The organism is Isoptericola luteus, assembly GCF_020297055.1.
GTDB classification, from domain to species: Bacteria; Actinomycetota; Actinomycetes; order Actinomycetales; family Cellulomonadaceae; genus Isoptericola; species Isoptericola luteus.
The window spans coordinates 31,303-52,335 of record NZ_JAIXCQ010000017.1 but is presented as its reverse complement, the minus strand read 5'-3'; the positions used below and the strand labels follow the sequence as shown (position 1 = coordinate 52,335).

The following is a 21,033-nucleotide window of genomic DNA, read 5'->3' as shown; positions in this document are numbered from 1 at the left end:
ATGACCGAAGCGCTGACCCGGGTCGGCGAGATCCGCACCCAGATCGCCACGCTGCAGGACGTCGCCGCGGGGCGCACCACCGCGACGGCGGGCACCGCCACGGCGACGTCGGCGGCGACCCAGCAGAACGCCACCCAGTTCGCGTCCGCGCTGGCCGCGGCCACCGGCACCGATCTCACGAACCTCACGGCCCAGCTTCCGGGCACCCCGGCGCCGGGCGTCACCACCACCCAGCCCCTGGGCGGGGTGGTGGGCGCCGCGACGACGACGGGCACCGGGACGGCCACGAGCGCCCCGGCGTCCACCGACGCCGGCGCCGCCAAGGGGCAGCAGATCGTGGAGACCGCGAAGGAGTACCTCGGCACCCCGTACGTGTGGGGCGGCGAGTCGCTCGCCGAGGGCGGCCTCGACTGCTCCGGCCTGGTGCACCTCACCTACTCGCGGCACGGCATCGACCTGCCACGCGTCGCCCGCGACCAGATGCGCGAGGGCACCACCATCGGGTCGCTCGCCGAGGCCCGCGCCGGCGACCTCATCATCCAGCGTGGCGGCAAGCACGTCGGCATCTACCTGGGTGACGGGCAGATGATCCACTCGCCGCGGCCGGGCAAGACCGTCGAGATCGCGAGCATCACCGACGATCGCGTCACCACCATCCGACGCATCCTCGACTGAGGCGCCGACCCATGACACTGACGACTCCCACCAGCGCGCCGTTCGCCGGCGTGCCCGCACCGGCCCGCAACCGTCCGGCAGCCGGCGGCGAGCACGCCGCCGCCCGGTCCGACGACTTCGGGCGCGCCCTGGCGAGCGCCGCCGGCCAGGACGACGCTCCGGACCCGGCCCCGGGCCAGGGCTCCGGCGCGGGCGCCCTCGGGGACGCCGACACCGGTGCGCGGGCGGCTGCCCTCGCAGGCCCGACCGAGGCCGGAGCCCTGCCGCTCCCGGTCTCGCCCCCGCCGACGGACGCCGCGTTCCCCGGAGCCGGCCGCCTCCTCGGCGCCGTGAGCGGCGCCGAGGGTGCGTCGCCCGAGGGCGCCGTGTCGGAGGGCACGGTGCCGCACGGTTCCGTGCCCGCGGGCGACGTGCCCGCGGGCGACGTGCCCGCGGGCGACACGCTCGCGGACGCCGTGCCGCCGTCGCTGTCATCGGCCGAGCCCGCCGGGCCGGCCCCCCAGGCCTCCGCGTCGTCCGCGTCGTCCGCGCCGGCCGGGCTCGGCTCGACGGCCGACCAGGCGCCCGGCCAGGCGCCCGGCCAGGCGCCCGGCCAGGCGCCCGGCCAGGCGCCCGGCCAGGCGCCCGGCCAGGCGCCCGGGCAGGCGACCGGCCAGGCGACCGAGACGGCCCCGGCGGCTCAACCGCCGGCCGGTCCGGCCGGTCCGGCCGGTCCGGCCAGGCCGGGCCAGACGGCGGCCGTGTCCCCGGGCGCGCCCGACGGGTCGGCCGCCCGGGCCTCAGTGGCCCAGCAGTCGGTCGAGTCGGTCGCACCGGTCGAGGCGGGCCGGTCCTCGGCGGCGCTCCCGACGGCCGGCTCCGTCGGCCCGGACCCCCAGGCCCCGGCGTCGCCGGCGGTGGGACCTGCCGCGGCGGCCCGCCCGACCGACGCGCCGCCGTCGACCCCAACCTTCACCACCTTGTCCGGCCCGGCCCCCGTCGCGAGCGCGCCGGCGGTCGCGGGTGCCCGCGGCGCGGGGGGGACCGAGGCGCTGCCCGGCACCCCGGGCGCTGCCGCGCCGACCGCCGGGGTGGACCAGGCCGCCGCAGCACCGGTCCAGGCCCCTGCCGTCCCGGCGTCGTCGGCCGCCGCCACACCTGCCGCCCCCGCGCCGGTCCCGACGCCGCCGCAGCCGCCCGTGCCGCTGCGCACCCAGGTGAGCGGACCGACGTTCCAGCTCCTCGCGGCGGGCGACGGCGACCACGTGCTCACGCTGTCGGTCACGCCCGAGAACCTCGGACCGGTGACCGTGCGCGCCCACATCACCGGGGCCGACGTGCGCATCGAGCTGTTCGCGCCGCACGACACCGGCCGGGAGGCCCTGCGCGGGCTCACCGCCGACCTCCGCCGCGACCTCGCGGGCATCGCTCCCACGGCGACGCTGAGCGTCTCGTCGTCGGACACGCCGTCCACGACCGGTCAGGGCGGGTCGCAGGCGGACGGCTCGGGCGCAGGACGCCAGGCGCCGGGCGACGCCCACGGCCGGGGAGCCGACCGGGCCCCCGTCACGGCCGCCCGCGGGGCCGCCCCGGATCCGTCCACCACCGACACCACCGACCAGCCGACAGTGAAGGACGGGACGTTCGGCGCCACCCGGCGCCTCGACGTCCTCGTCTGAGAAGGGAGCGTCGTGCCAGACGCCGTGTCCGCAGCAACGTCCACCCCCGCGTACGGGTCGGTGCCCGCCACCGGGGAAGCGTGGGCGACCTCGTCGACGGCCTCGACGGCCTCGACCGGCCGCACGCCGAAGCAGGAGTACGACTCCGAGCTGTTCCTCGAGCTGCTGGTCACCCAGCTGCGCAACCAGGACCCGGCCAGCTCCATGGACACCGGCGAGATCGTCTCCCAGACGACCTCGCTGGCGATGATGGAGGCGCTCACCTCGATGAGCGAGCTCGTCTCCGAGACGAACCTGCGCCAGCAGGAGTCGTTCGCGCTCCAGATGCGCAGCGCCGCGGCCGACCTGCTCGGCCAGCGGGTGTCCTACCTCGACGCGGACGGCGTGGAGCACACGGGCACCGCCACGGCGGTCTCGTACCGCGCCGGGGTCCCCACCGTGACCGTCGACGGTACGACGGTCGACCTCGACCAGGTCTCCGCGGTCGCCCACCTGGGCGGCCCCACGGACGGCCCCACGGACGGCACGGACGCCGCCGACAGCCCGGCTGCCACGGACGGCGCCACCGACAGCTCCGGCAGCGGCGACGCCGCCTGACCCGAAAGGACCATCGTGCTCCGCTCTCTCAACACCGGGATCTCCGGCCTGCGCGCCCACCAGACCATGCTGGACGTCACGGGCAACAACATCGCCAACGTCAACACGACCGGCTTCAAGTCCTCGCGCACCCAGTTCCAGGACACCCTGTCCCAGCTCGTCGCGGCGGGCACCGCCCCGGCCGACCAGGCCGGCGGCACCAACCCGGCGCAGATCGGCCTGGGCGTGACCACCAGCGCGATCACCACCCAGTTCACGCAGGGCGCGGCCCAGACGACGGGCGTGGCGACCGACCTCATGATCGACGGCGAGGGCTTCTTCGTCGTCGAGCGCGGCGGGCAGGAGTTCTACACCCGCAACGGCGCGTTCAACTTCGACGGGGCGGGCCGCCTGGTCAACGCCGACGGCGACATGGTCCAGGGCTGGACCGCCGTGGACGGGCAGATCAACTCGAGCAGCCCGCTCGGCCCCCTCACCATCCCCGTGGGCGACGTCGTCCAGCCGCAGGCGACGACGAACGTGCGCCTGGGCGGGAACCTGCCCTCGGACGCCGCGGACGGCACCGAGATCGTGCGCGACGTCGAGGTCTTCGACGTCCGTGGCGGCGCGAGCCGACTCTCGCTGGTCTTCACGGCGACGGGGGGCACCTGGTCCGTCAGTGCCAAGGACGGCGAGACGGGGGCCGCTCTCGAGGGTCCGCAGGACCTCACGTTCACGAACGGTGTGCTCTCGGGCGGTGGCACGCTCACCGTGGGCGGCGTCGACGTCGACCTCGCGGGCGTCACCTCCTACGCGGAGCTGTCGAACGTCGCCGTCGAGGACGCCGACGGCCGCGCGGCCGGCTCCCTGACCAGCTACTCCGTGTCCGGCGACGGCTCGATCGTGGGCCGCTACTCGAACGGCACCACCGAGGTGCTCGGCCAGGTGGCCCTCGCGACCTTCACCAACCCGGAGGGCCTGGAGAAGGCGGGCGGCTCGCTGTACGCCGCGAACCAGAGCGCCGGCGACCTCGTCGTGGGCGCCGCGGGCACCCAGGGCCTGGGCGGCATCACCTCGGGCGCGCTCGAGATGTCCAACGTGGACCTCTCCCAGGAGTTCACGAACCTCATCGTGTCGCAGCGTGGGTTCCAGGCGAACTCCCGGGTGATCACCACGGCCGACGAGGTGCTGACCGAGCTCGTCAACCTCAAGCGCTGACCCGTGACCGCCGTCGACCCTGCCGGAAGGAGGCACCCGTGATCGTCCTCACGCGGTTCAGCGCGGAGCGCATCGCGATCAACGCCGACCTGGTGGCGCGCGTCGAGACCAACCCGGACACCCGGGTGACGCTGATCGACGGCTCGCGCTACATCGTCACCGAGCCGATGGAAGAAGTGATCCGCCTGGTCGAGGAGCACAAGGCGCGCGTGCTGGCCATGGCCCGAGCCCTGCCGGAGACGGACGGCCCCCGGCCCGTGGCCGGTACCCGGCCAGGTCTCGCGGCCGTGCCCGCGCTCGACGACACGCCCGACCGCTCCACCGGCCCCGCACCCTTCACCACCGACCCGAGGACGAGATAGCCATGGACCCCGCAACCATCATCGGCATCATCATCGCGTTCGGCTCTCTCGTCGCGATGGTGATGCTCGAGGGCGCGCACCTCCAGTCCATCCTGCTGCCCGCCCCGATCATCCTGGTCCTCGGCGGCAGCATCGCGGCCGCGCTCGCGTCCGGCACCCTGAAGGACGCGCGCGCCGCGGTCAAGATGCTTCCCCAGGCGTTCGTCGCCAAGGCCGCGCAGCCCGGGGCGGCGATCGTCGACGTCGTGCGCGCCGCCGAGGTGGTCCAGAACGACGGCGGGCTGCTCGCCCTCGAGGCGGAGTCCCAGAAGACGGACGACCCGTTCCAGCGCAGCGCCCTGCAGTCGCTGGCGGACGGTGCGGACGCCGACCAGCTGCGCACCCTGCTGGAGGAGCGCATCGAGACCAAGGCCCGCGAGGACGCCGTCGCGTACGGGTTCGTCAACGGCATCGGCGGGTACGCGCCGACCATCGGCATCATCGGCACCGTCGTCTCCCTCACCCACGTGCTGGAGAACCTGTCCGACCCGTCGAAGCTCGGCCCGATGATCGCCGCGGCGTTCATCGCGACCCTGTGGGGCATCATGTCGGCGAACTTCATCTGGCTGCCGCTGGGCGCCAAGCTCAAGCGTCTGTCCGACCTGGAGATCGAGCGGCTCACCGTGCTGCTCGAGGGCTACATGTCGATCCAGGCGGGGACCCGTGCCCGCGTGATCGACGAGCGCCTGCGCACGATGGTCCCCGAGGGCGCCGTGCCGCTCGAGGAGGCGGCGTGACGTCCCGGCGCCGCAGGACCGCCCGCGGCGGCGGGGGCGACGACGGCGGAGGCGGCCACGACAGCAGCGGCAGCGGCCGGTGGATGGTGTCCTACATGGACATGGTCACCGTGCTCATGTGCCTGTTCATCATCCTGTTCGCCATCAGCTCCGTGGACCAGGGCAAGTACCAGGAGCTCAAGTCGTCGCTCGCGGCCGGCTTCGGCACCGTGCCCGACGCCGACGTCGTCGAGGCACAGGTGACGATCCCGGCCGAGGAGGAGCCGGAGACCGACACGGAGCTCGAGCGTGCCGTCGCCGAGGTGGCGGACCTCACCGCCCTGCGAGACGCCATGGCCCGCGACCTCGCCGACCGCGGCATGTCCGACGACGTCCGCTTCGAGATCGACGAGCGTGGCCTGACGGTGCGGCTGGTGTCCGCCGACACGTTCTTCTCCTCCTCCAGCGCCGACCTCACCTCCGACGCCCGCAAGGTGCTCAAGGTCGTCGGACCGACCCTGAAGCCGACGCCGTACGAGATCCGGGTCGAGGGCCACGCCGACGAGATCGCGCTGCACCACTCGTTCTACCCGACGAACTGGGAGCTGTCCGCCGCGCGCGCCACGGCCGTGCTCCGTCATCTCGTGTCCATGCGGGTCACCGACGCCGAGAAGATCGCCGCGGTCGGCTTCGGCTCCGCGCGGCCGCTCGCCGAGGGCCGGGACGCGAAGTCGCTCGCGGCCAACCGCCGGGTCGACGTCGTGGTCCTCTCGGCCGAGCCCGAGGCCGTGCGGGCGCTCATCCCGGACGTGCTCCGGGGCGCCGCGGGGCCCGACTCCGCGAGCTGACGCCGCAGGTCGTCCGCCGGACGGACCCGTGGCGACGCCGCCGCCGGGCGCGCGGGGCCGGCCCGGTCCCGCGCGCGCAGGCTCACGCCGTGCTCCGCGCATAGGACAGCCTCGTGAGCACGCCAACCGTCGGATCCCCAGGATCAGCAGCCCAGCGCAAGGTGGAGGTCTACGACTTCCGCCGACCGACCACGCTCGTGCGCGAGCATCACCGCGTCCTCGAGATGGCGTTCGAGAGCTTCGCGCGCCAGTGGGGCACCCAGCTGACGGCCCGGGTGCGGGTCGTCTCGCAGGCCACCCTCGCGTCGGTGACCATGCGCACCTACGAGGACTACGTCACCGACCTCCCGGTCACCACGACGTTCGTCGTGTGCGAGCTCGACGGCGTCGCGCCGCGCGCCGTCCTGCAGTTCGGGCACACCGACGCCCTGACGTGGATCGCGCACATGCTCGGCGCCGGCTCCAGCATCCCGGAGATCGACCGCAAGTTCACCGACGTCGAGCGCGTGCTGGTGACGACGCTGGTCAACGAGACGCTGCGCGACCTGCGCCACGCGCTCGGGCGCCTGCTCGACGGGCCGCTGCAGATCTCCTCGATCCAGCACAACTCCCAGCTCGCGCAGGCGGCGCCGAGCGCGGAGCTCATGATCGTCGCCGACCTGCAGCTGCGGGTCGGTGAGCGCACGTCCCGCGCGACGCTCGCGCTGCCCTCGGTCGCGCTCATGCCGCACCTCGGCGAGGCGAACCCCACCGAGGACCCCGCCGACGCCGCCCTGCGCGCCCGCAAGCACGTCTCGCGGTCGCTCGTCGACGTCGACGTCCGGCTCACCGGCGCCTCGATGACGCCGGGACAGGTCATCGACCTCGCCGTCGGGGACGTCGTCCACCTGCCGCACCCCCAGTCCCGCCCGCTCGACGTCGTCGTCGACGGCCACGTCCTGGCCCGCGGTGCCGCCGGCTCGTCCGGCTCCCGCCTCGCCTGCCGCATCGTCACCACCGAGGAGAACTGATCCATGAGCACCGCCACCAGCCCCGACCGATCCGCCGTCGACGCCGCCACCCAGGCCGCCGCGGCCCTGGTCGCGCTGATCCCCACCCCCGCCCCGCTGCGCGCCGTGCGCCGCGAGCAGGCCCCCGTCGTCCCCGCCGGCGCCGCGACCGTCCTCGCCTCGTACGTGGGTGGTGCCGGCACCGACCTGGCGCTCGTGCTGGTCGACCAGGCGTCGCTCGCCGACGCGTCCGAGGCCGGCCCCGTGGAGGTCACCGACGTGCTGCGCCCGGCCCTGGAGGCCGCCGGCGCCGCGACCGGGACGGGAGTGCTCACCGAGGTGCGTCCGGGTGACGCCTCCGAGCTGCTCGCCGACGGGGGGTCCGTGGTCTTCGAGCTCACGGGCGGCGACGAGCCGGCCGGCTGGTTCGCCGTGCGCACGCGCCGCACGACGTCGGCGCCGCGCGACACGGTCGTGTCCGACAACCGCCTCGCCCGCATCTCCAACGTCCAGATGCGCGTCGAGGTCGTCGTGGGCCGCACGCGGATGGCCGTGCGCGACGTGCTCGGCCTCGAGCCGGGCGCCGTCGTCGAGCTGGACCGTTCCGCCGGTGCGCCCGCCGACGTCCAGCTCAACGGCCGCACCATCGCCAAGGGCGAGGTCGTCGTCGTCGACGGCGGCGACTACGGCGTGCGGATCACCACCCTCCTCGACGCGGACGACTGACCGGCATGGACCTCGTCACCGTGCTGCGGGTCGCGTTCTCGCTCGTCGTCGTGTTCGGGCTCCTGTGGCTGTCCTACCGGATCGCCGGCCGGGGCGCGCGCAGCACGGCGAAGGCCGCGGGCGCGCAGCTCAGCGTCGTCGCCCGCCAGGGCCTGACCGGCAAGAGCGCCGCCGTGCTGCTCCAGGCGGGCGGCACGCAGTACCTGCTCGGGGTCACCGAGTCCTCCGTGACGCTGATCGACCGGCAGGACGCGCCGCAGCCCGCGGACGTGCCCGCGACCGTGCCCGCGGCGTCCCCGGCCGCGCGCGCCGCGGTCCCGGCTGCCGCGCTGCCGACGACGTCGGCCGTCCCGGCCGAGCCCTTGTTCGACGACGCCGTGATGGCGGCCCAGGACTGGCTCGTCCGCGCCGGCGCCGCGCCGGACGCGGACATCGACGAGGCGCGGCCCGACGCGCGCACCGAGATCCTGGCCGACGTCCCCGCCGAGGCCCCGACGGAGCCTGCGAACGACGTCCCGGTCGGCGCACCGCACGCCACCGGGCGCCCGGCGCTGCCGGACGCCCTGCGGACGTTCCTCGCGCCCGCCACGTGGCGCCGCTCGGCCCTGACCGTGTGGGCGGGCCGGAGATGACCGCTTCCACCACGCCCTCCGCGCCCCTGGCGCGGCGGCGGCTGCGAGGCCCTGCCCTCGTGGTGCTGATCGCCCTCGTCGTCGTGCTCGCGGCGGTCCTGTTCGCCCCCGCGGCGGGTGCCGCGCCCGTCGACCCGACCCCGCCGACCGCGCCCACCGCCCCGGCAGACCCGCAGGACGGCGACAGCAGCGTCTCGGTCGAGATCAACGGACCGAACGGCGAGCCGTCGTCCTCCCTGGTCACCCTCGTCGGGATCACGCTGCTGTCGCTCGCGCCGACGCTGCTGCTGATGATGACGTCGTTCACCAAGATCTTCGTCGTCCTCGCGCTGACCCGGAACGCGCTGGGCACCGCCACGGTGCCCCCGAACATGGTCCTCGCCGGGCTGGCGCTGTTCCTGTCGATGTTCGTGATGTGGCCGGTGATCGGCCAGATCAACGAGATCGCCGTCCAGCCCTACCTCGACGGCGGGATGACGTTCGGTGCCGCCCTCGATGCGGGTGCCGCGCCCCTGCGGGAGTTCATGCTCGCGCACACCCGCGAGGAGGACCTGGCCCTGATGACCCGGGCCGCCGACCTCTCCAACCCCGCGAACCCCGACGTCGTGCCCCTGACGACGCTCGTGCCGGCGTTCCTCATCTCGGAGCTCCGGGCGGCGTTCGTCATCGGCTTCGTCGTGTTCGTGCCGTTCCTCGTCATCGACCTCGTGGTCTCGGCCGCCCTGATGAGCATGGGCATGATGATGCTGCCGCCGACGATGATCTCGCTGCCGTTCAAGCTGCTGCTGTTCGTCCTCGTCGACGGGTGGGGGCTCATCACGACCACGCTGATCAGCACCTACGGGGTGGGCTGAGCCATGGAGACCACCGCAGTCATCGACATCGCCACCCTGGCGCTCGCCATGGCCGCCAAGCTGGCCGCGCCCGTGCTCATCACGTCGCTCGTCGTGGGCTTCGCCATCTCCCTGGTGCAGTCCGTGACCCAGATCCAGGAGATCACGCTCTCGTTCGTGCCCAAGGCCGTGGCGGTCGCCGTCGCGCTCATCGTGTGCGGCAACTGGATGATCAGCGAGATGGTGTCGTTCACCCACGCGATGTTCGAGCAGATCCCCACCCTGCTGGGCGGCGGCTGAGCCCGTGGAGCTGGACATCGACATGGCGTGGCTGCAGGCGACGCTGCTGGCGGGCGTGCGGATGGCGGCGTTCATGATCATCGCGCCGCCCTTCTCGCACCGCGCGATCCCGTCGCAGGTGCGCGCGATCCTCGCCGTCTCCCTGGGCATGGCGGTCTCCACCGGTGCCGCACCGGACTTCGTACCGGTGGGCACCGCCACGCTGCTGGGCTACGTGGTGGCCGAGGCCGTCACCGGCGCCATGCTCGGCGCCCTCGTCATGGTCGTCATGTCCGCGATCACGGCCGCCGGCTCGCACCTCGACCTGTTCGGCGGCTTCTCGCTGGCGATGGCGTACGACCCGCAGACCAACGTCCAGGGCTCCCAGCTCACCCGCCTGTTCGCGCTGACCGCCGTCGTGCTCATGTTCACCTCGGACGCGTACCAGCTGGTCGTGCTGGGCCTGGCCCGGTCGTACGCGGCGGTCCCCGTGGGCGGGCTCGCGGGCGTGCCCGTCGACTCCTTCGTGGCGGCCCTGACCGGCTCGTTCCTCGCCGGGCTGCAGATCGCGGGGCCGATCATCGTCGTGCTGTTCCTCGCCGACGCCGGGCTCGGCCTCGTCAACCGCGTGGCGCCCGCGCTCAACGCCTTCGCGATGGGCTTCCCGCTGAAGATCTTCCTCACCCTGACTCTCGTGGGGACGGTCGTCGTGGCGCTGCCGCACGCCGTCTCCGTCCTGGTGGAGCAGGCGCTGGGCTACATGGGGGAGGTGGGCTGATGGCCGAGAGCACCGAGGAGAAGACCGAGCAGGCCTCCGACCGCAAGATGAAGGAGGTCCGGTCGAAGGGGCAGCTCAGCCGCTCCCAGGACCTGACCGCCTGGATCGGGATGGGCGTGGCGGGCGCCGTCCTGCCGTGGACCCTGAGCCAGGGCGCGCAGGCGGCCACCGACCAGGTGCTGTCCTGGCGCACCGTCATCGAGAAGCCCGAACCCGCCGTCGCGCTCGCGTACCTGCAGCACGCGCTCGGCTCCGTGCTGCCCACCCTGGGCATGCTGTTCGCCGCGACCGCCGTCGCGGTGATCGTCGGCTCGGTCGCCCAGGGCGGCCTGCACCTGAAGAAGCCGCGCATCGAGGTCGAGCACCTCGACCTGCTCAAGGGGATGAAGCGGATCTTCGGGCCGCAGGCCCTGTGGAACGGGGTCAAGGCGCTGCTCAAGACGTCGGTCGTGGGCGTGGTGCTGTACGTCGTCGTGCAGTCCCTCATGCCCGTGCTGCTGGCCGCCGGCGGGCTGCCGATCGCCACGCTGGTGCTGGCGGCGAACGGCGGGGTCGCCTCGCTGCTGATCTGGGCCACCGCGGCCGGCGTCGCCCTCGGCCTGCTCGACGTGCTCGTCGTGGCCAAGCGCAACCGCAAGAAGACGCGCATGTCCAAGAAGGAGCTCAAGGACGAGCACAAGAGCTCCGACGGCGACCCCCTCGTGAAGTCCCAGCGCCGGTCCATGGCGCGGTCCATGTCGCGCAACCGCATGATCGCGTCGGTCGCCGACGCCGACGTCGTGGTGGTCAACCCGACCCACGTCGCCGTGGCGATCAAGTACGAGCCGGGGAAGTCGGCGCCCCGCGTCGTCGCGAAGGGCGCCGACCACGTCGCCGCACGCATCCGCGAGCGGGCCGAGGAGGCCCGGGTGCCGATGGTGCGCGACATACCGCTCGCCCGGGCGCTGCACCAGGCGTGCGACGTGGGCCACGAGGTGCCCGTCGAGCTCTACACCGCGGTCGCCCGCGTCCTGGCCTTCGTCATGGCGCTGTCCCGTCGCGGCGCCGCCGCCTCGGCCGTCCCGCACCGCATGGCGCAGCCGGCGATGGAGCCGGGCACCGTCGTCGCCGAGCGCCCGCTGCGGCGGCGCGCCCGTGCATAGGGAGTCACGGCGGCCGGAGCCGCCGACCCGGAACGTGAAGGAGCAGGTCACAGCGTGAAGAACCCAGGCCTCGGCATGATCGCCGTCCCGCTCGGCGTGGTGGGGATCGTCCTGCTGCTCGTGGTGCCGATCCCGGCCGGGCTGCTCGACGTGCTCATCATCGTGAACATCCTGCTGTCGCTGGTGATCCTGCTGACGTCGATGTTCGTCAAGAAGCCGCTGGACTTCTCGGTGTTCCCGTCGATGCTGCTCATCGCGACCCTGTTCCGGCTCGGGCTCAACGTCGCCTCCACGCGCCTCGTGCTGGGCGACGGCTACGCGGGCGAGGTCATCGGCGCGTTCGGCCACATCGTCGTCGACGGCAACCTCGTCATCGGCATGGTCGTGTTCCTCATCCTCGTGGTCATCCAGTTCCTCGTGATCACCAAGGGTGCCGAGCGCGTGGCCGAGGTGGGTGCCCGGTTCACCCTCGACGCGATGCCCGGCAAGCAGATGGCGATCGACGCCGACCTCAACGCCGGGCTGATCAGCGAGACGGACGCCCGCACGCGCCGCGCGGAGATCTCGGCCGAGGCCGACTTCTACGGCGCGATGGACGGCGCGTCGAAGTTCGTCAAGGGCGACGCGATCGCCGGCATCGTCATCACGCTCATCAACCTGGTGGGCGGCATCGTCGTCGGCGTGGTCATGCACAGCATGCCGGTCATGGAGTCCATCGACACGTACTCGATCCTCACCGTCGGCGACGGGCTCGTCACCCAGGTGCCCGCGCTGCTGATGGCCGTCGCCACCGGCATGATCGTGACCCGGTCGAACGCCGGCGAGGGCGACGTCGGCTCGCAGGCGTCCAAGCAGCTCGTCCAGTCGCAGCAGGCGGTCGCCATCGCCGGCGCGTCCGCCCTGGTCATGGCGCTCATCGAGGGGATGCCCAAGCTCCCGTTCATCCTGCTCGGCATCGGCCTTCTCGTGGCCGCCCAGCAGATCCGCGCCGGCCAGAAGCGGGCCGAGGCGGCCCGCGCGGAGGCCGCCCGCGCCGAGGCGTCGGCGTCGGCGTCCCCCGAGAACACCGACGACCTGCTCGAGCAGATGCGGGTGCACGCGCTCGAGATCCTGCTCGCGCCTGACCTCGTCGACCTCGTCACCGGCGCGCACGACGACCTCCTCGGCCGGGTGCGCGCGCTGCGGCGCAAGATCGCCCTGGACCTCGGGGTCGTCGTGCCGCCGGTGCGCACCCGCGACTCGATCGAGCTGCCCGCCTCCACGTACGCGGTGCGGATCGCGGGCGTCGAGGCAGGCCGCGGGCGTGCCCCCGCGGGCAAGGTGCTGGCCCTGGGCGACGCCCTCGGTTCCCTGCCGGGGCAGGCCACCGTCGACCCGGTGTTCGGCATGGACGGCAAGTGGGTGCCCGTCGAGATGCGGCACAGCGCCGAGATGGCGGGCGCCACCGTCATCGACCGTGTCTCCGTGCTCGTGACCCACCTGTCCGCGATCATCTCGGCGAATGCCGGACGCCTGCTCTCGCGAGAGGATGTTCGTGTGTTGACCGAGGAGATCAAACGCCACAGCCCGTCGGCGGTGGACGAGCTCACGCCGTCGCTGCTGTCGCTCGCCGAGATCCAGCGGGTCCTGCAGGGACTGCTCGACGAGCAGGTCGCCGTCAACGACCTGCCGCGGATCTACGAGGCGCTCGCCCTCGCGGCGAAGCGGTCCACCGACCCGGAGTACCTGGTGGAGGCGGCGCGCGCCGCGCTCGGCCCGGCCGTCCCGGCCCGGCACACGGTCGACGGCACGCTCACGGTGGTGACGATCGCGCCCGCGCTCGAGCAGGCCATGCTCGCGGGGCGCCAGACCGGCGGGGAGCACGGCACGTCCATCCTGCTCGACCCGGCGCGCCTCGACGCGTTCCGCACGTCGGTGGCCGACCAGGCCGCCGCGGCCAGGACCGCGGGCCACGACGTCGTGCTGGTGTGCGCGCCGTCGCTGCGCCCCGCGGTCCAGCGCCTCGTGGCCACCCAGGTGCCCGACCTGCCGGTGCTCTCCTACACGGAGGCCACCGCGGGCCACGCCCTCATCGAGACGGTCGGGGTGGTGAACGATGCCCCGGCGATCGCGGGTCGAGGGTGACTCGCTGCGCGCCGCCCTCGACGTGGCGCGCCGCACCTACGGACCCGACGTGCGGATCGTCTCCGCCGAGCGGGTGATCACCGGTGGGCTCGCCGGCCTCTTCGGGCGTCAGCGCTACGAGATCGTGGTCGAGGCCTTGGAGCCCGGCCAGGGGCCGACCCCGCCGCGGACCGGCGCGTTCCCCGGGTCCCGCCGTCCGGGCATCGCCGCGCTGCTCGACGAGGCGGACGACGGCGACCAGCTCGACCCGGCCACCGGCCGCGACGTCGAGGTCTCGACGGGCGGGGAAGACTTCGCCGCGCTGCTGTCCGGGCTCGTCGCCGAGACGACCGGGCCCGGCCCGGCCACCGAGGTCGACGGGCCGTCGACGCGTCCCGGCGACCTCGTCGCGCTCGTGGGGCTCGCCGACGACGCCGTCGCCGTGGTGCGGGACCTCGCCGAGCGGCTCGGGGTGCTGCCCGCGTGCGCCGGCACGGCGGGCGCCGCCGGGCTGCTCCGGGTCGCGGGCCACCGTGACACCGTCGAGGCGCGGGCCATGGGTGTCCGTGCGAGCACGTCCGTCGCGGTGGGGGTCGGCGTCGGACGCAGCGCCGACGCCGTGCGCGAGGTGCTCGAGAGGCTCGGGCCGGACGAGGTCTGGGTCGTCGTCGACGCGTCCCGCAAGACCGAGGACACCCAGGCGTGGGTCGACGCCGTCCGGCACGTCGCGGCTGTGCGGGCGATGGCGGTCGTCGGACGCGAGCTCACCGCGACGCCCGACAGCGTGGCCGCGCTCGGCCTGCCCGAGGGCTGGACGACGGCTGACATCGAACCCGGTGCATAGGTCTTTCTGAGAGGTCAGGAAGACACGGGTACGTCAGGAGGACGTCGATGCTGGTGCTGGGACGCAAGGCGGGGGACAAGATCCTCATCGGGGACGACGTCGTCGTCACCATCGTGTCCGCGGGGAAGGACGGCGTGCGGATCGGAATCGACGCGCCCGACCACCTGCGGATCCATCGTGCGGAGATCGTCGACCAGGTCGCCGCGGTCAACCGCGCCGCGACGGCCGACGCCGGTGCCGTGAACGGAGCACGCGCGCTGCTCGGGCTGCGGCCGGCCGCACCCGGGGCGTCGCCGCGACCGGCCGACGGCCGCCGCTGACCAGCCGCCGCCGCTGACCAGCCCCACCACGGCGCCGGACGCCGAACGGCCGCCCCGCTCGATGCGGGGCGGCCGTTCGGCACTCCTCGGGTCCGGGTCGGGTCTGGGGGCGGCGACCCCGCGGCGTCAGCGCCGTCCGAACGAGCTGTGGTAACCCCGCTCGTTGCCGTGGGACTTGCCGCGGGCGCGCTGCGAGCTGTCGGAGCCCCGGTCACGGCGGTCCGACGTCGAGGCGGCCTTGGAGCGGACGTGGCCGCCGCGGCTGCGCTCGGCACGGTCGTTCCCACGGTCCTGGGAGGCACGGTGGTCGCGGCTGCGGTCGCTCTTCTGATCCTTCTTGTGTGCGCCGTCGTGGCGCCGGTTCTCGACGGTGGCCTTCTCCCGTGAGGGGTTTCCCCGGCGCTCGCTGTTCTTGGAGGCCTTGCTGTTCTTGGAGGCCTTGCTGTTCTTGGAGGCCTTGCTGCTCGTGAAAGCCTTGTCGGCCCCGCGGGCCGTGGACTTCGAGGCCTTCTCGCCCTTGGTGTCGGCCGTGACCCGCGACGTGTCGTGGCCGCGGTGCGTGTCCCGCGGGCCTGACGGCTTCGTCTCGGTGGCCTTCCGGTCGGAGGCCTTCGCCGACCCCCGATCGGACTTGTCGGCCCGAGCTCCCCCGTCGGACGAGCTCGCGGAGGCCCTCTCGGTCGTCCCGGAGGCCGAGGACTCCTGCGCGTCCACCGCCTCCTGCGCCTCGACCACCACCGGCACGTCGGTCTCGCCCGTGGGCGCGGCCTCGGCGACGGTCGCGGTGAAGGGGTGCACGTAGGAGCCGTGCAGGAACGGGCCGGCGAGCAGGTCGGACGGTGCCGCGGTGGCGGTGGTCTCCACCACGACCGCCTGCTGGCGGCCGGTCTGATCGGTGACGCCCTGCAAGGCGGGGGCGACGCTCGCGCCGACGAGCACCGCGGCTGCCGACATGACGGCCGCGGCACCCCACCGGGCGGGGCGGACGGCGTGCGACGTGCGCCCCGTGAACAGCCCGCGCTGCCGACGGCGGACCGGGGGCACGGGTGCCACCGCGGTGGCAGCCGTCGGCCCGGACGCCAGCGCGCCCCAGCGCGGGGCGGCGGCGAGATCGGCCGTCGGCAGGTCTGTCGCTGCCGGCACGGCGGCCGGGGCAGCCGCAGCCGCACCCACGAGGGTCGTCTCCGTGGCGGCGTCCAGGACGGTCGTCTGGCGCAGCTGCAGCAGGACCGCCCGGTCCGCCGCGAGGCGCTGGCGGTAGGGCGTGGTGGTGATCAGGCCGCGGGCCGCGGCCTCGCGGGCGGCACGCGCAGACTCGAACCGCATCGTCGCCGACCAGGCGCGGTCGTCGACGTGCCGGAGTCCGGTCCCGACGTCGTGCAGGAGGGCGCGCTGTGCGGAGCCGACGACCTCGAGGGCCGAGCACCGGGTGTCGGTGGTGGCGCCCACCGTGCGGGCCGTCCGCCGGGCGGAGCGTGCGAGCTGCGCACGGTGCGCGACGGCGACCGCCGCGATCGCCCCCTCGCGCTCGGCGTCGGGCAGCGCCCGCACCTCGCCGAGCGCGTGCACCAGCCCCTGGCGCTCGCGCCGGCCCCCCGGTTCGTTCATCGATGGATCCCCGTCCCCTGTGTCGTCCGCCCCCGCGGCCGTGTCCCTGTCCGTGGAAGCGCCCACGGTGCGTTCGATCATCCGCCTGGCCGGCGTGTGCCGGACGGACCGCGGTGGTGCCTGCCTACGAGCCCCGCCCTCAGGCGTGAGCCATGCCGGCGGCCCAGGCCGCTCGGCCCGGCGGAGCATCGACGTGGGCCGCCGTGGCCCGGTCGTCCTCCGCCTCGATGCCCATGTCGCGCAGGCGCTCCGCAGCGATCTCACGGACCCGGTCCACGTGGGACAGGGCGGCGCGGCGCGTGAGCCCCAGCGTCCGGGCGATCCACACGACGGTGTCCTGGCCCGGGATCGGTCCGTTGCCGTACGCCTCCGACATCCACAGCGAGGCGACACGCCCCCGCACCGGGTGCTCCGCACGGGCGGCCTCGACCACCTGGCGCAGGAGCACCGGCACGTCGAGGGGGTGCAGCGCGCCGTCGGGCGCGGTGACGACCAGCTGGTCGGAGTCCAGCGCCTCGTCGAAGGACAGCGTCCCCCGCAGCACCAGCTCGTCGGCCTCGCTCACGACCATGCCCTGCCGGGCGCTGTCCGCGCGGGCGGCCCCGAGCCGTTCGTTCGTGGCTCGCACGGCCTCCGTGACGCTCGGGGTGCTCCCGCGGACGGCGGCGAGCTCGGCCCGGGTCCGGGCGAGCTCACGACGGCGCCGCTGCGCCGACACCATGCCGGAGGCGGGGGCGGTCGCGTGGTCCAGGAACGAGCGCACCTTGGGGCGCGCCGTGTACACGACGATCGCCATGAAGGAGCGCATCGTGGCCAGGAACGTCGCCTCGCGCCGGGAGCGCTCGATCATCTCCCACACGGTCTCGGCGACGATCGCCTCGACGTCGTCCAGGTGCTGGCTCGCCGGCACGGAGCTCGTGCGGCACAGGCGGGCGGCGATCCGTCGCCAGTGCGGGCGGTGCGCGGCGAGGAACTCGGTGAGCGCGGCCGGGTAGGCGGCGTCGTCGAGGGCCACGATGCGCTCGACCTGGGCCAGGACCGGGTCGGCGTGGCGCTGGTCGTCGGCCCCCACCCAGGGGGCGCACCGACGCCGCTCCTGGGCCGCGCCTGTGCGCGTGCTGGGGACGGACGGAATGTTCACGCTCACAGTCTGTGGTCGGGATGTGCTCTCGTCGCCCTTCTGCCGCCACTTTCACACTGCGGTTCACCCTGGCGGGGTACCCCGGGGGCTCGTACCGTGTCTGCCCTGGTGGATACACTCGCTTGCCGGGGCCCACCGATGGGTGGCGTGAGACGAGAGCAGGAGGTGGAGCCGTGACCGAGACGCCGTGCGTGTCGTCGCGGTCTCCGCGATGAGTCAGCCCGGGGACGGCGCCACGAGCGTGTGGGACGACGCCACGTGGGCCGCCTGGGGGGTCGGTCTCGTCGAACCCCTGCTGGACCCTTACGACCGCGTCGCCGACCTGGAAGCCATGCGCCTCCAGGCCAGGAGCGAGCGGCTGCGCGCCGTCACCCTGCTCGCCGGGACGCTGACCGACCTGCTCGACTCCCTCCCCGACCAGGACCCGTGGCGCCACCTCGACCCCGAGACCTTCGGGTCGTACCGGGACGGGCTCGACCTCGTCCCGACCGAGGCCACCGAGATCCGTGAGGACATCGGGCTCGCGGCGCTGGCGCGGCCGCTCGGGCGGGACGCCGCCCGCCTCATGCGCGCCTGCGTGCACGGGTGGGAGAGCGCGGCGCACGACGCGAGCGGGTTCGAGGACCCGGTCCCGCTGCTGGTCCGTGCCGTCACCTGGGCCACCTGGCGGCGCCGCGCCTACCTCGGGGAGGACAACTACCCCGTCCTCGTCGTGTTCTCGTGGCTGCGCCGCGCGGCGCTGATCGCGGGCGGAGGAGAGCTGGACGACGACCAGGCGCACCAGCAGATGCGGGCGTCGGCCAAGATCGTCGACGACGTCGTCTGAGCCGCCGCGGCTCGCAGGTCAGGTGTCAGCGGGCGGCCCCGGAGGTGTCCAGGTGCTCGGGCATGATGATGCCCAGGTCCAGCCCCTTGGCGAGCGCGTCCTCGCGCCGCCGGACGCCGAGCTTGCGGTAGATCGACCGCAGCTGGCTCTTGACCGTGTTCACCGACACCGTGAGATCCTGCGAGATCTCGGCCGCCGTGGCGTGGCGCATCAGCGTGTCGAGCACCACGACCTCGCGGTCCGTCAGGGGCTGCTTCAGGTCCACCATCGCGGCGAAGAGCTCCGGGACGGGCTCGGCCGCGGCGATGACCCGCTGTGCCGTCTGGTCGTGGCTGCGGTCGGCGAGCTCGGCGAGCTCGAGAAGCTCGCGCCTGGCGGGGAGCGCGAAGACGAAGGTCAGCTCACGGTCCGCCGTGATCGCGGCGAGCTTGCCGAGCGTGTCGCGTGCCCGCGTCTCCTGCCCGGAGCGGGTGAGCGCCGCGGCGAACAGCATCGTATGCGCGGCGCGATACCGCGGGGAGGCGCCGGGGGGCGGAAGGTGCTCGACGAGCACCTCGGCGGCCGACTGCCAGTGCTCGGTGAGGAGCGCGACGTGCGCGCGCTGCAGCCATGTCAGCGGGGAGCGGGACGACGCCGCGCGCAGGCTGGCGTGCACGGCCCCCACGCGGCCGCGCGCGAGGTTGAGCAGTCCTGCCGAGTACGCGAGCTGCTCGCTGTTGGCCGTCGAGATGCGCTGCCGCCCCCGGTCCGCGGCGACGTAGCGACGCAGCCGTTCGGAGCCGAGCGCCGCCTCGAAGGAGACGAGGTCGATGAGCGACTGCACGTAGGCGAACATCGGCCTGGTCTCGAGCGTCGCGAGGTGCGGCCGCATGATGTCGACGTGCGCCTGCGCCGCGCGGGCGTCGAACCGCTCGACGCACACGAACGCGCGGGCGAGGCGGTAGAGGTCGTGGTCCCGCCCGGCGTGCACCTCCTCGAGCGGTGACGCGTCGATGATCTCGAGGTCGCGCTGCGCGTCGGGCATGTCCCCGCGCATCACGCGGAGGAGCGCCCGCAGCGAGAGCCCGTACAGCGTGCGGGGGTTCTCGGTGGGGGAGTCGCCCAGGTCCTCGAGGACGGCGAGCGCCTCGTCGGCCTCGCCGCCCCGGGCGAGGGACAGCGCGACCTCCGCGCGCAGCCGCGGGATCTCCGGTATCAGCCGGCGGTGCTCGTGCACGTCCAGCTCGTCGATCGTCCTGCGCGCGAGGCGCGCCGGGGCCAGCGCCCGCTTGTTCGCGCCCGTGCTGCGCAGCGCGACGCTCTCCAGCACCTCGAGCACCAGGCGTTCACCGATCCCGGTGGCACGGACCCGCGGCCTGAGCGTCGCCAGGGTGAGGCGGTACAGGTCGATCGCCTCGTCGCGCCCCCCGGGCACGCTGTCGAGGTGGATCGCGAGGGCGCCGGACAGCAGCGGCCAGCGCCGCAGGTCGGCACGCGAGACCCGCTTGAGCGCGGTGAGCTGGTCGAGGGGCCGCGGCTCGATCAGCTCCACCCAGTAGCGCCCCACCACCGCGGACGCCACGTCGAGCGCACCCGCGTTGATCGCGTGCCGCAGCGCCTGGACCGGGTAGCCGTTGGCCATGTACCAGCGCGCCGTCGCCTCCTCGATCCGGGCGATCTCGTCGGCGAGCTCGAGCCGCGCCGTGTCGAGCACCAGCGACCGCACCACGGGGAAGAGGACGAAGACCCGGCCCACCGGACGGCGTTCCCACGTCCCGAGCCCGCGCTCCTCCAGCATGGACAGCAGCTCGATGGCCGCCGGGGTGCGGGTGAGGGACACCGCGAGCTCGCCGGTGAGGACCTCCGGGACGGCGCACCGCAGGAGGAGCTGCTCGAGCTGTGCGCGTGACGGGCCCTCGAGCTGCTTGTCGACGGCGGTGCGCAGCAGCTCGTCGGCCACCTGCACGTGCCCCGGCGTGCCGTGCGAGCCGGCCATCTCGGCGGCCAGCATGGCCACCCGTAGGTACAGCGGCTGGCCACCCGTGCGCACGTAGGCGTCGGCGGGGTCGAGGTCCAGCCCCGCGTTGCGCAGCACGGCGGCCGTCTCGTCGGGGGTGAGGGGAAGCTGCTCGGCGGTGATGACGGTGCGCTCCAGCTCGAGCCCGATGGCCGGGGCCTCCAGCGGGGACGCCACCCGCGTCGCGACGGCGATCGACAGGTTCGGGCACGACCTCAGGAGGTTGAGCACGTCGGCGTGCACCTCGGCCTCCGTGACCTGGTGGTAGTCGTCGATGACGACGAGCACCTCGCGCCGCGTCGACAGGGCGGCCTCCGCCAGCCACTCGAACAGGTCGTCGGTGTCGGCGTGGTCAGGAAGCGGCTTCGTCGTCACATGGTCCAGCGTCGCCCGGGCGGCGCGCTGCGCGATCGCGCGCCACAGCTCGGCCCGGCTGGTGCTGGGCGGGGCCGTGAACCACACGCCCGTGGCGTCCCGCCGTCGAGCCCACTCCGCCAGGAGGGCCGTCTTCCCGCTGCCCGAAGGGCCGCGCACCACGCGCAGCGCGGCGTCGGCGTCGAGCCGGTCCAGCAGGCGTTCGCGCCCGAGCTTTCGTTGCTGCGCCCGCGGGGCGCCGTACAGGCGAAAGCTCCTCTCCTCAGGTTCTGGCATACCCCCTCCGAGCTCTCCCCCTGCAGCGCCGGTCCCGTCGGGCGACTGTGCCCTCCCGGTGACCGACACCGAG

The 21,033-nt window shown here is 74.0% G+C and carries 21 protein-coding genes; 18 read left to right on the top strand and 3 right to left on the bottom strand.

The features are described from left to right. From LEP48_RS17495 to LEP48_RS17415, 17 genes are all read left to right on the top strand, one after another. Nucleotides 1–675, top strand: a complete 675-nt coding sequence (locus LEP48_RS17495) for a C40 family peptidase (RefSeq protein WP_225566888.1) — start codon at nt 1–3, stop codon at nt 673–675. An 11-nt stretch (nt 676–686) separates the two neighbouring features. Then, complete coding sequence (locus LEP48_RS17490) at nt 687–2,333, top strand: flagellar hook-length control protein FliK (RefSeq protein WP_225566859.1); 1,647 nt, start codon at nt 687–689, stop codon at nt 2,331–2,333. 24 nt (nt 2,334–2,357) lie between these two features. Further along, nucleotides 2,358–2,930 (top strand): flagellar hook capping FlgD N-terminal domain-containing protein, encoded by a 573-nt coding sequence (locus LEP48_RS17485; protein ID WP_225566858.1) that lies wholly within the window; start codon nt 2,358–2,360, stop codon nt 2,928–2,930. 15 nt (nt 2,931–2,945) lie between these two features. After that, nucleotides 2,946–4,127 carry a flagellar hook protein FlgE gene (locus LEP48_RS17480; protein ID WP_225566857.1) on the top strand — a complete coding sequence of 394 codons (1,182 nt, stop codon included), beginning with the start codon at nt 2,946–2,948 and terminating at the stop codon, nt 4,125–4,127. Nucleotides 4,128–4,165: 38 nt separating this feature from the next. Next, entirely contained in the window at nt 4,166–4,489 is a 324-nt protein-coding gene (locus tag LEP48_RS17475) for a flagellar FlbD family protein (RefSeq protein ID WP_225566856.1), read from the top strand. A 2-nt stretch (nt 4,490–4,491) separates the two neighbouring features. After that, complete coding sequence (locus LEP48_RS17470) at nt 4,492–5,265, top strand: motility protein A (RefSeq protein ID WP_225566855.1); 774 nt, start codon at nt 4,492–4,494, stop codon at nt 5,263–5,265. Continuing rightward, nucleotides 5,262–6,092, top strand: coding sequence for an OmpA/MotB family protein (locus LEP48_RS18890; RefSeq protein ID WP_225566854.1), 831 nt, complete (start codon nt 5,262–5,264; stop codon nt 6,090–6,092). The genes LEP48_RS17470 and LEP48_RS18890 overlap by 4 nt, the downstream gene beginning before the upstream one ends. 113 nt (nt 6,093–6,205) lie before the next feature. Continuing rightward, nucleotides 6,206–7,102, top strand: coding sequence for a flagellar motor switch protein FliM (locus tag LEP48_RS18885; RefSeq protein WP_225566853.1), 897 nt, complete (start codon nt 6,206–6,208; stop codon nt 7,100–7,102). 3 nt (nt 7,103–7,105) lie between these two features. Then, entirely contained in the window at nt 7,106–7,807 is a 702-nt protein-coding gene (locus LEP48_RS17455; RefSeq protein WP_225566852.1) for a FliM/FliN family flagellar motor switch protein, read from the top strand. Between the two features lie 5 nt (nt 7,808–7,812). Then, nucleotides 7,813–8,439, top strand: coding sequence for a FliO/MopB family protein (locus LEP48_RS17450; RefSeq protein ID WP_225566851.1), 627 nt, complete (start codon nt 7,813–7,815; stop codon nt 8,437–8,439). Continuing rightward, complete coding sequence (fliP, locus tag LEP48_RS17445; protein ID WP_225566850.1) at nt 8,436–9,293, top strand: flagellar type III secretion system pore protein FliP; 858 nt, start codon at nt 8,436–8,438, stop codon at nt 9,291–9,293. Before LEP48_RS17450 ends, fliP begins: the two co-directional genes overlap by 4 nt. Nucleotides 9,294–9,296: 3 nt before the next feature. Continuing rightward, on the top strand, nt 9,297–9,572 hold the full coding sequence (fliQ, locus tag LEP48_RS17440) for a flagellar biosynthesis protein FliQ (protein ID WP_225566849.1): 276 nt from the start codon (nt 9,297–9,299) through the stop codon (nt 9,570–9,572). Nucleotides 9,573–9,576: 4 nt separating this feature from the next. Next, nucleotides 9,577–10,329 carry a flagellar biosynthetic protein FliR gene (locus LEP48_RS17435; protein WP_225566848.1) on the top strand — a complete coding sequence of 251 codons (753 nt, stop codon included), beginning with the start codon at nt 9,577–9,579 and terminating at the stop codon, nt 10,327–10,329. Further along, complete coding sequence (locus LEP48_RS17430; protein ID WP_225566847.1) at nt 10,329–11,471, top strand: EscU/YscU/HrcU family type III secretion system export apparatus switch protein; 1,143 nt, start codon at nt 10,329–10,331, stop codon at nt 11,469–11,471. The genes LEP48_RS17435 and LEP48_RS17430 overlap by 1 nt, the downstream gene beginning before the upstream one ends. A 75-nt stretch (nt 11,472–11,546) precedes the next feature. Further along, nucleotides 11,547–13,595: a flagellar biosynthesis protein FlhA gene (locus tag LEP48_RS17425; protein WP_225566887.1), complete on the top strand. Its 2,049-nt coding sequence runs from the start codon at nt 11,547–11,549 to the stop codon at nt 13,593–13,595. After that, entirely contained in the window at nt 13,567–14,418 is an 852-nt protein-coding gene (locus LEP48_RS17420; RefSeq protein ID WP_225566846.1) for a hypothetical protein, read from the top strand. Before LEP48_RS17425 ends, LEP48_RS17420 begins: the two co-directional genes overlap by 29 nt. Nucleotides 14,419–14,465: 47 nt before the next feature. Then, nucleotides 14,466–14,738: a carbon storage regulator gene (locus tag LEP48_RS17415; protein WP_225566845.1), complete on the top strand. Its 273-nt coding sequence runs from the start codon at nt 14,466–14,468 to the stop codon at nt 14,736–14,738. A 126-nt stretch (nt 14,739–14,864) separates the two neighbouring features. Here the strand turns inward: LEP48_RS17415 and LEP48_RS17410 are convergent, their stop codons facing one another. Beyond that, nucleotides 14,865–16,346 carry a hypothetical protein gene (locus LEP48_RS17410; protein WP_225566844.1) on the bottom strand — a complete coding sequence of 494 codons (1,482 nt, stop codon included), beginning with the start codon at nt 16,344–16,346 and terminating at the stop codon, nt 14,865–14,867. Nucleotides 16,347–16,485: 139 nt separating this feature from the next. Next, a complete protein-coding gene (locus tag LEP48_RS17405; RefSeq protein ID WP_225566843.1) occupies nt 16,486–17,487 on the bottom strand; it encodes a hypothetical protein in 1,002 nt (333 codons plus the stop codon). A 211-nt stretch (nt 17,488–17,698) separates the two neighbouring features. On the opposite strand from LEP48_RS17405, the gene LEP48_RS17400 reads away from it, so the two are divergent. Continuing rightward, on the top strand, nt 17,699–18,313 hold the full coding sequence (locus LEP48_RS17400; RefSeq protein WP_225566842.1) for a hypothetical protein: 615 nt from the start codon (nt 17,699–17,701) through the stop codon (nt 18,311–18,313). 25 nt (nt 18,314–18,338) lie between these two features. On the opposite strand, the gene LEP48_RS17395 is transcribed toward LEP48_RS17400, so the two are convergent. After that, entirely contained in the window at nt 18,339–20,960 is a 2,622-nt protein-coding gene (locus LEP48_RS17395) for a helix-turn-helix transcriptional regulator (RefSeq protein ID WP_225566841.1), read from the bottom strand. Nucleotides 20,961–21,033 lie beyond the last annotated feature (73 nt).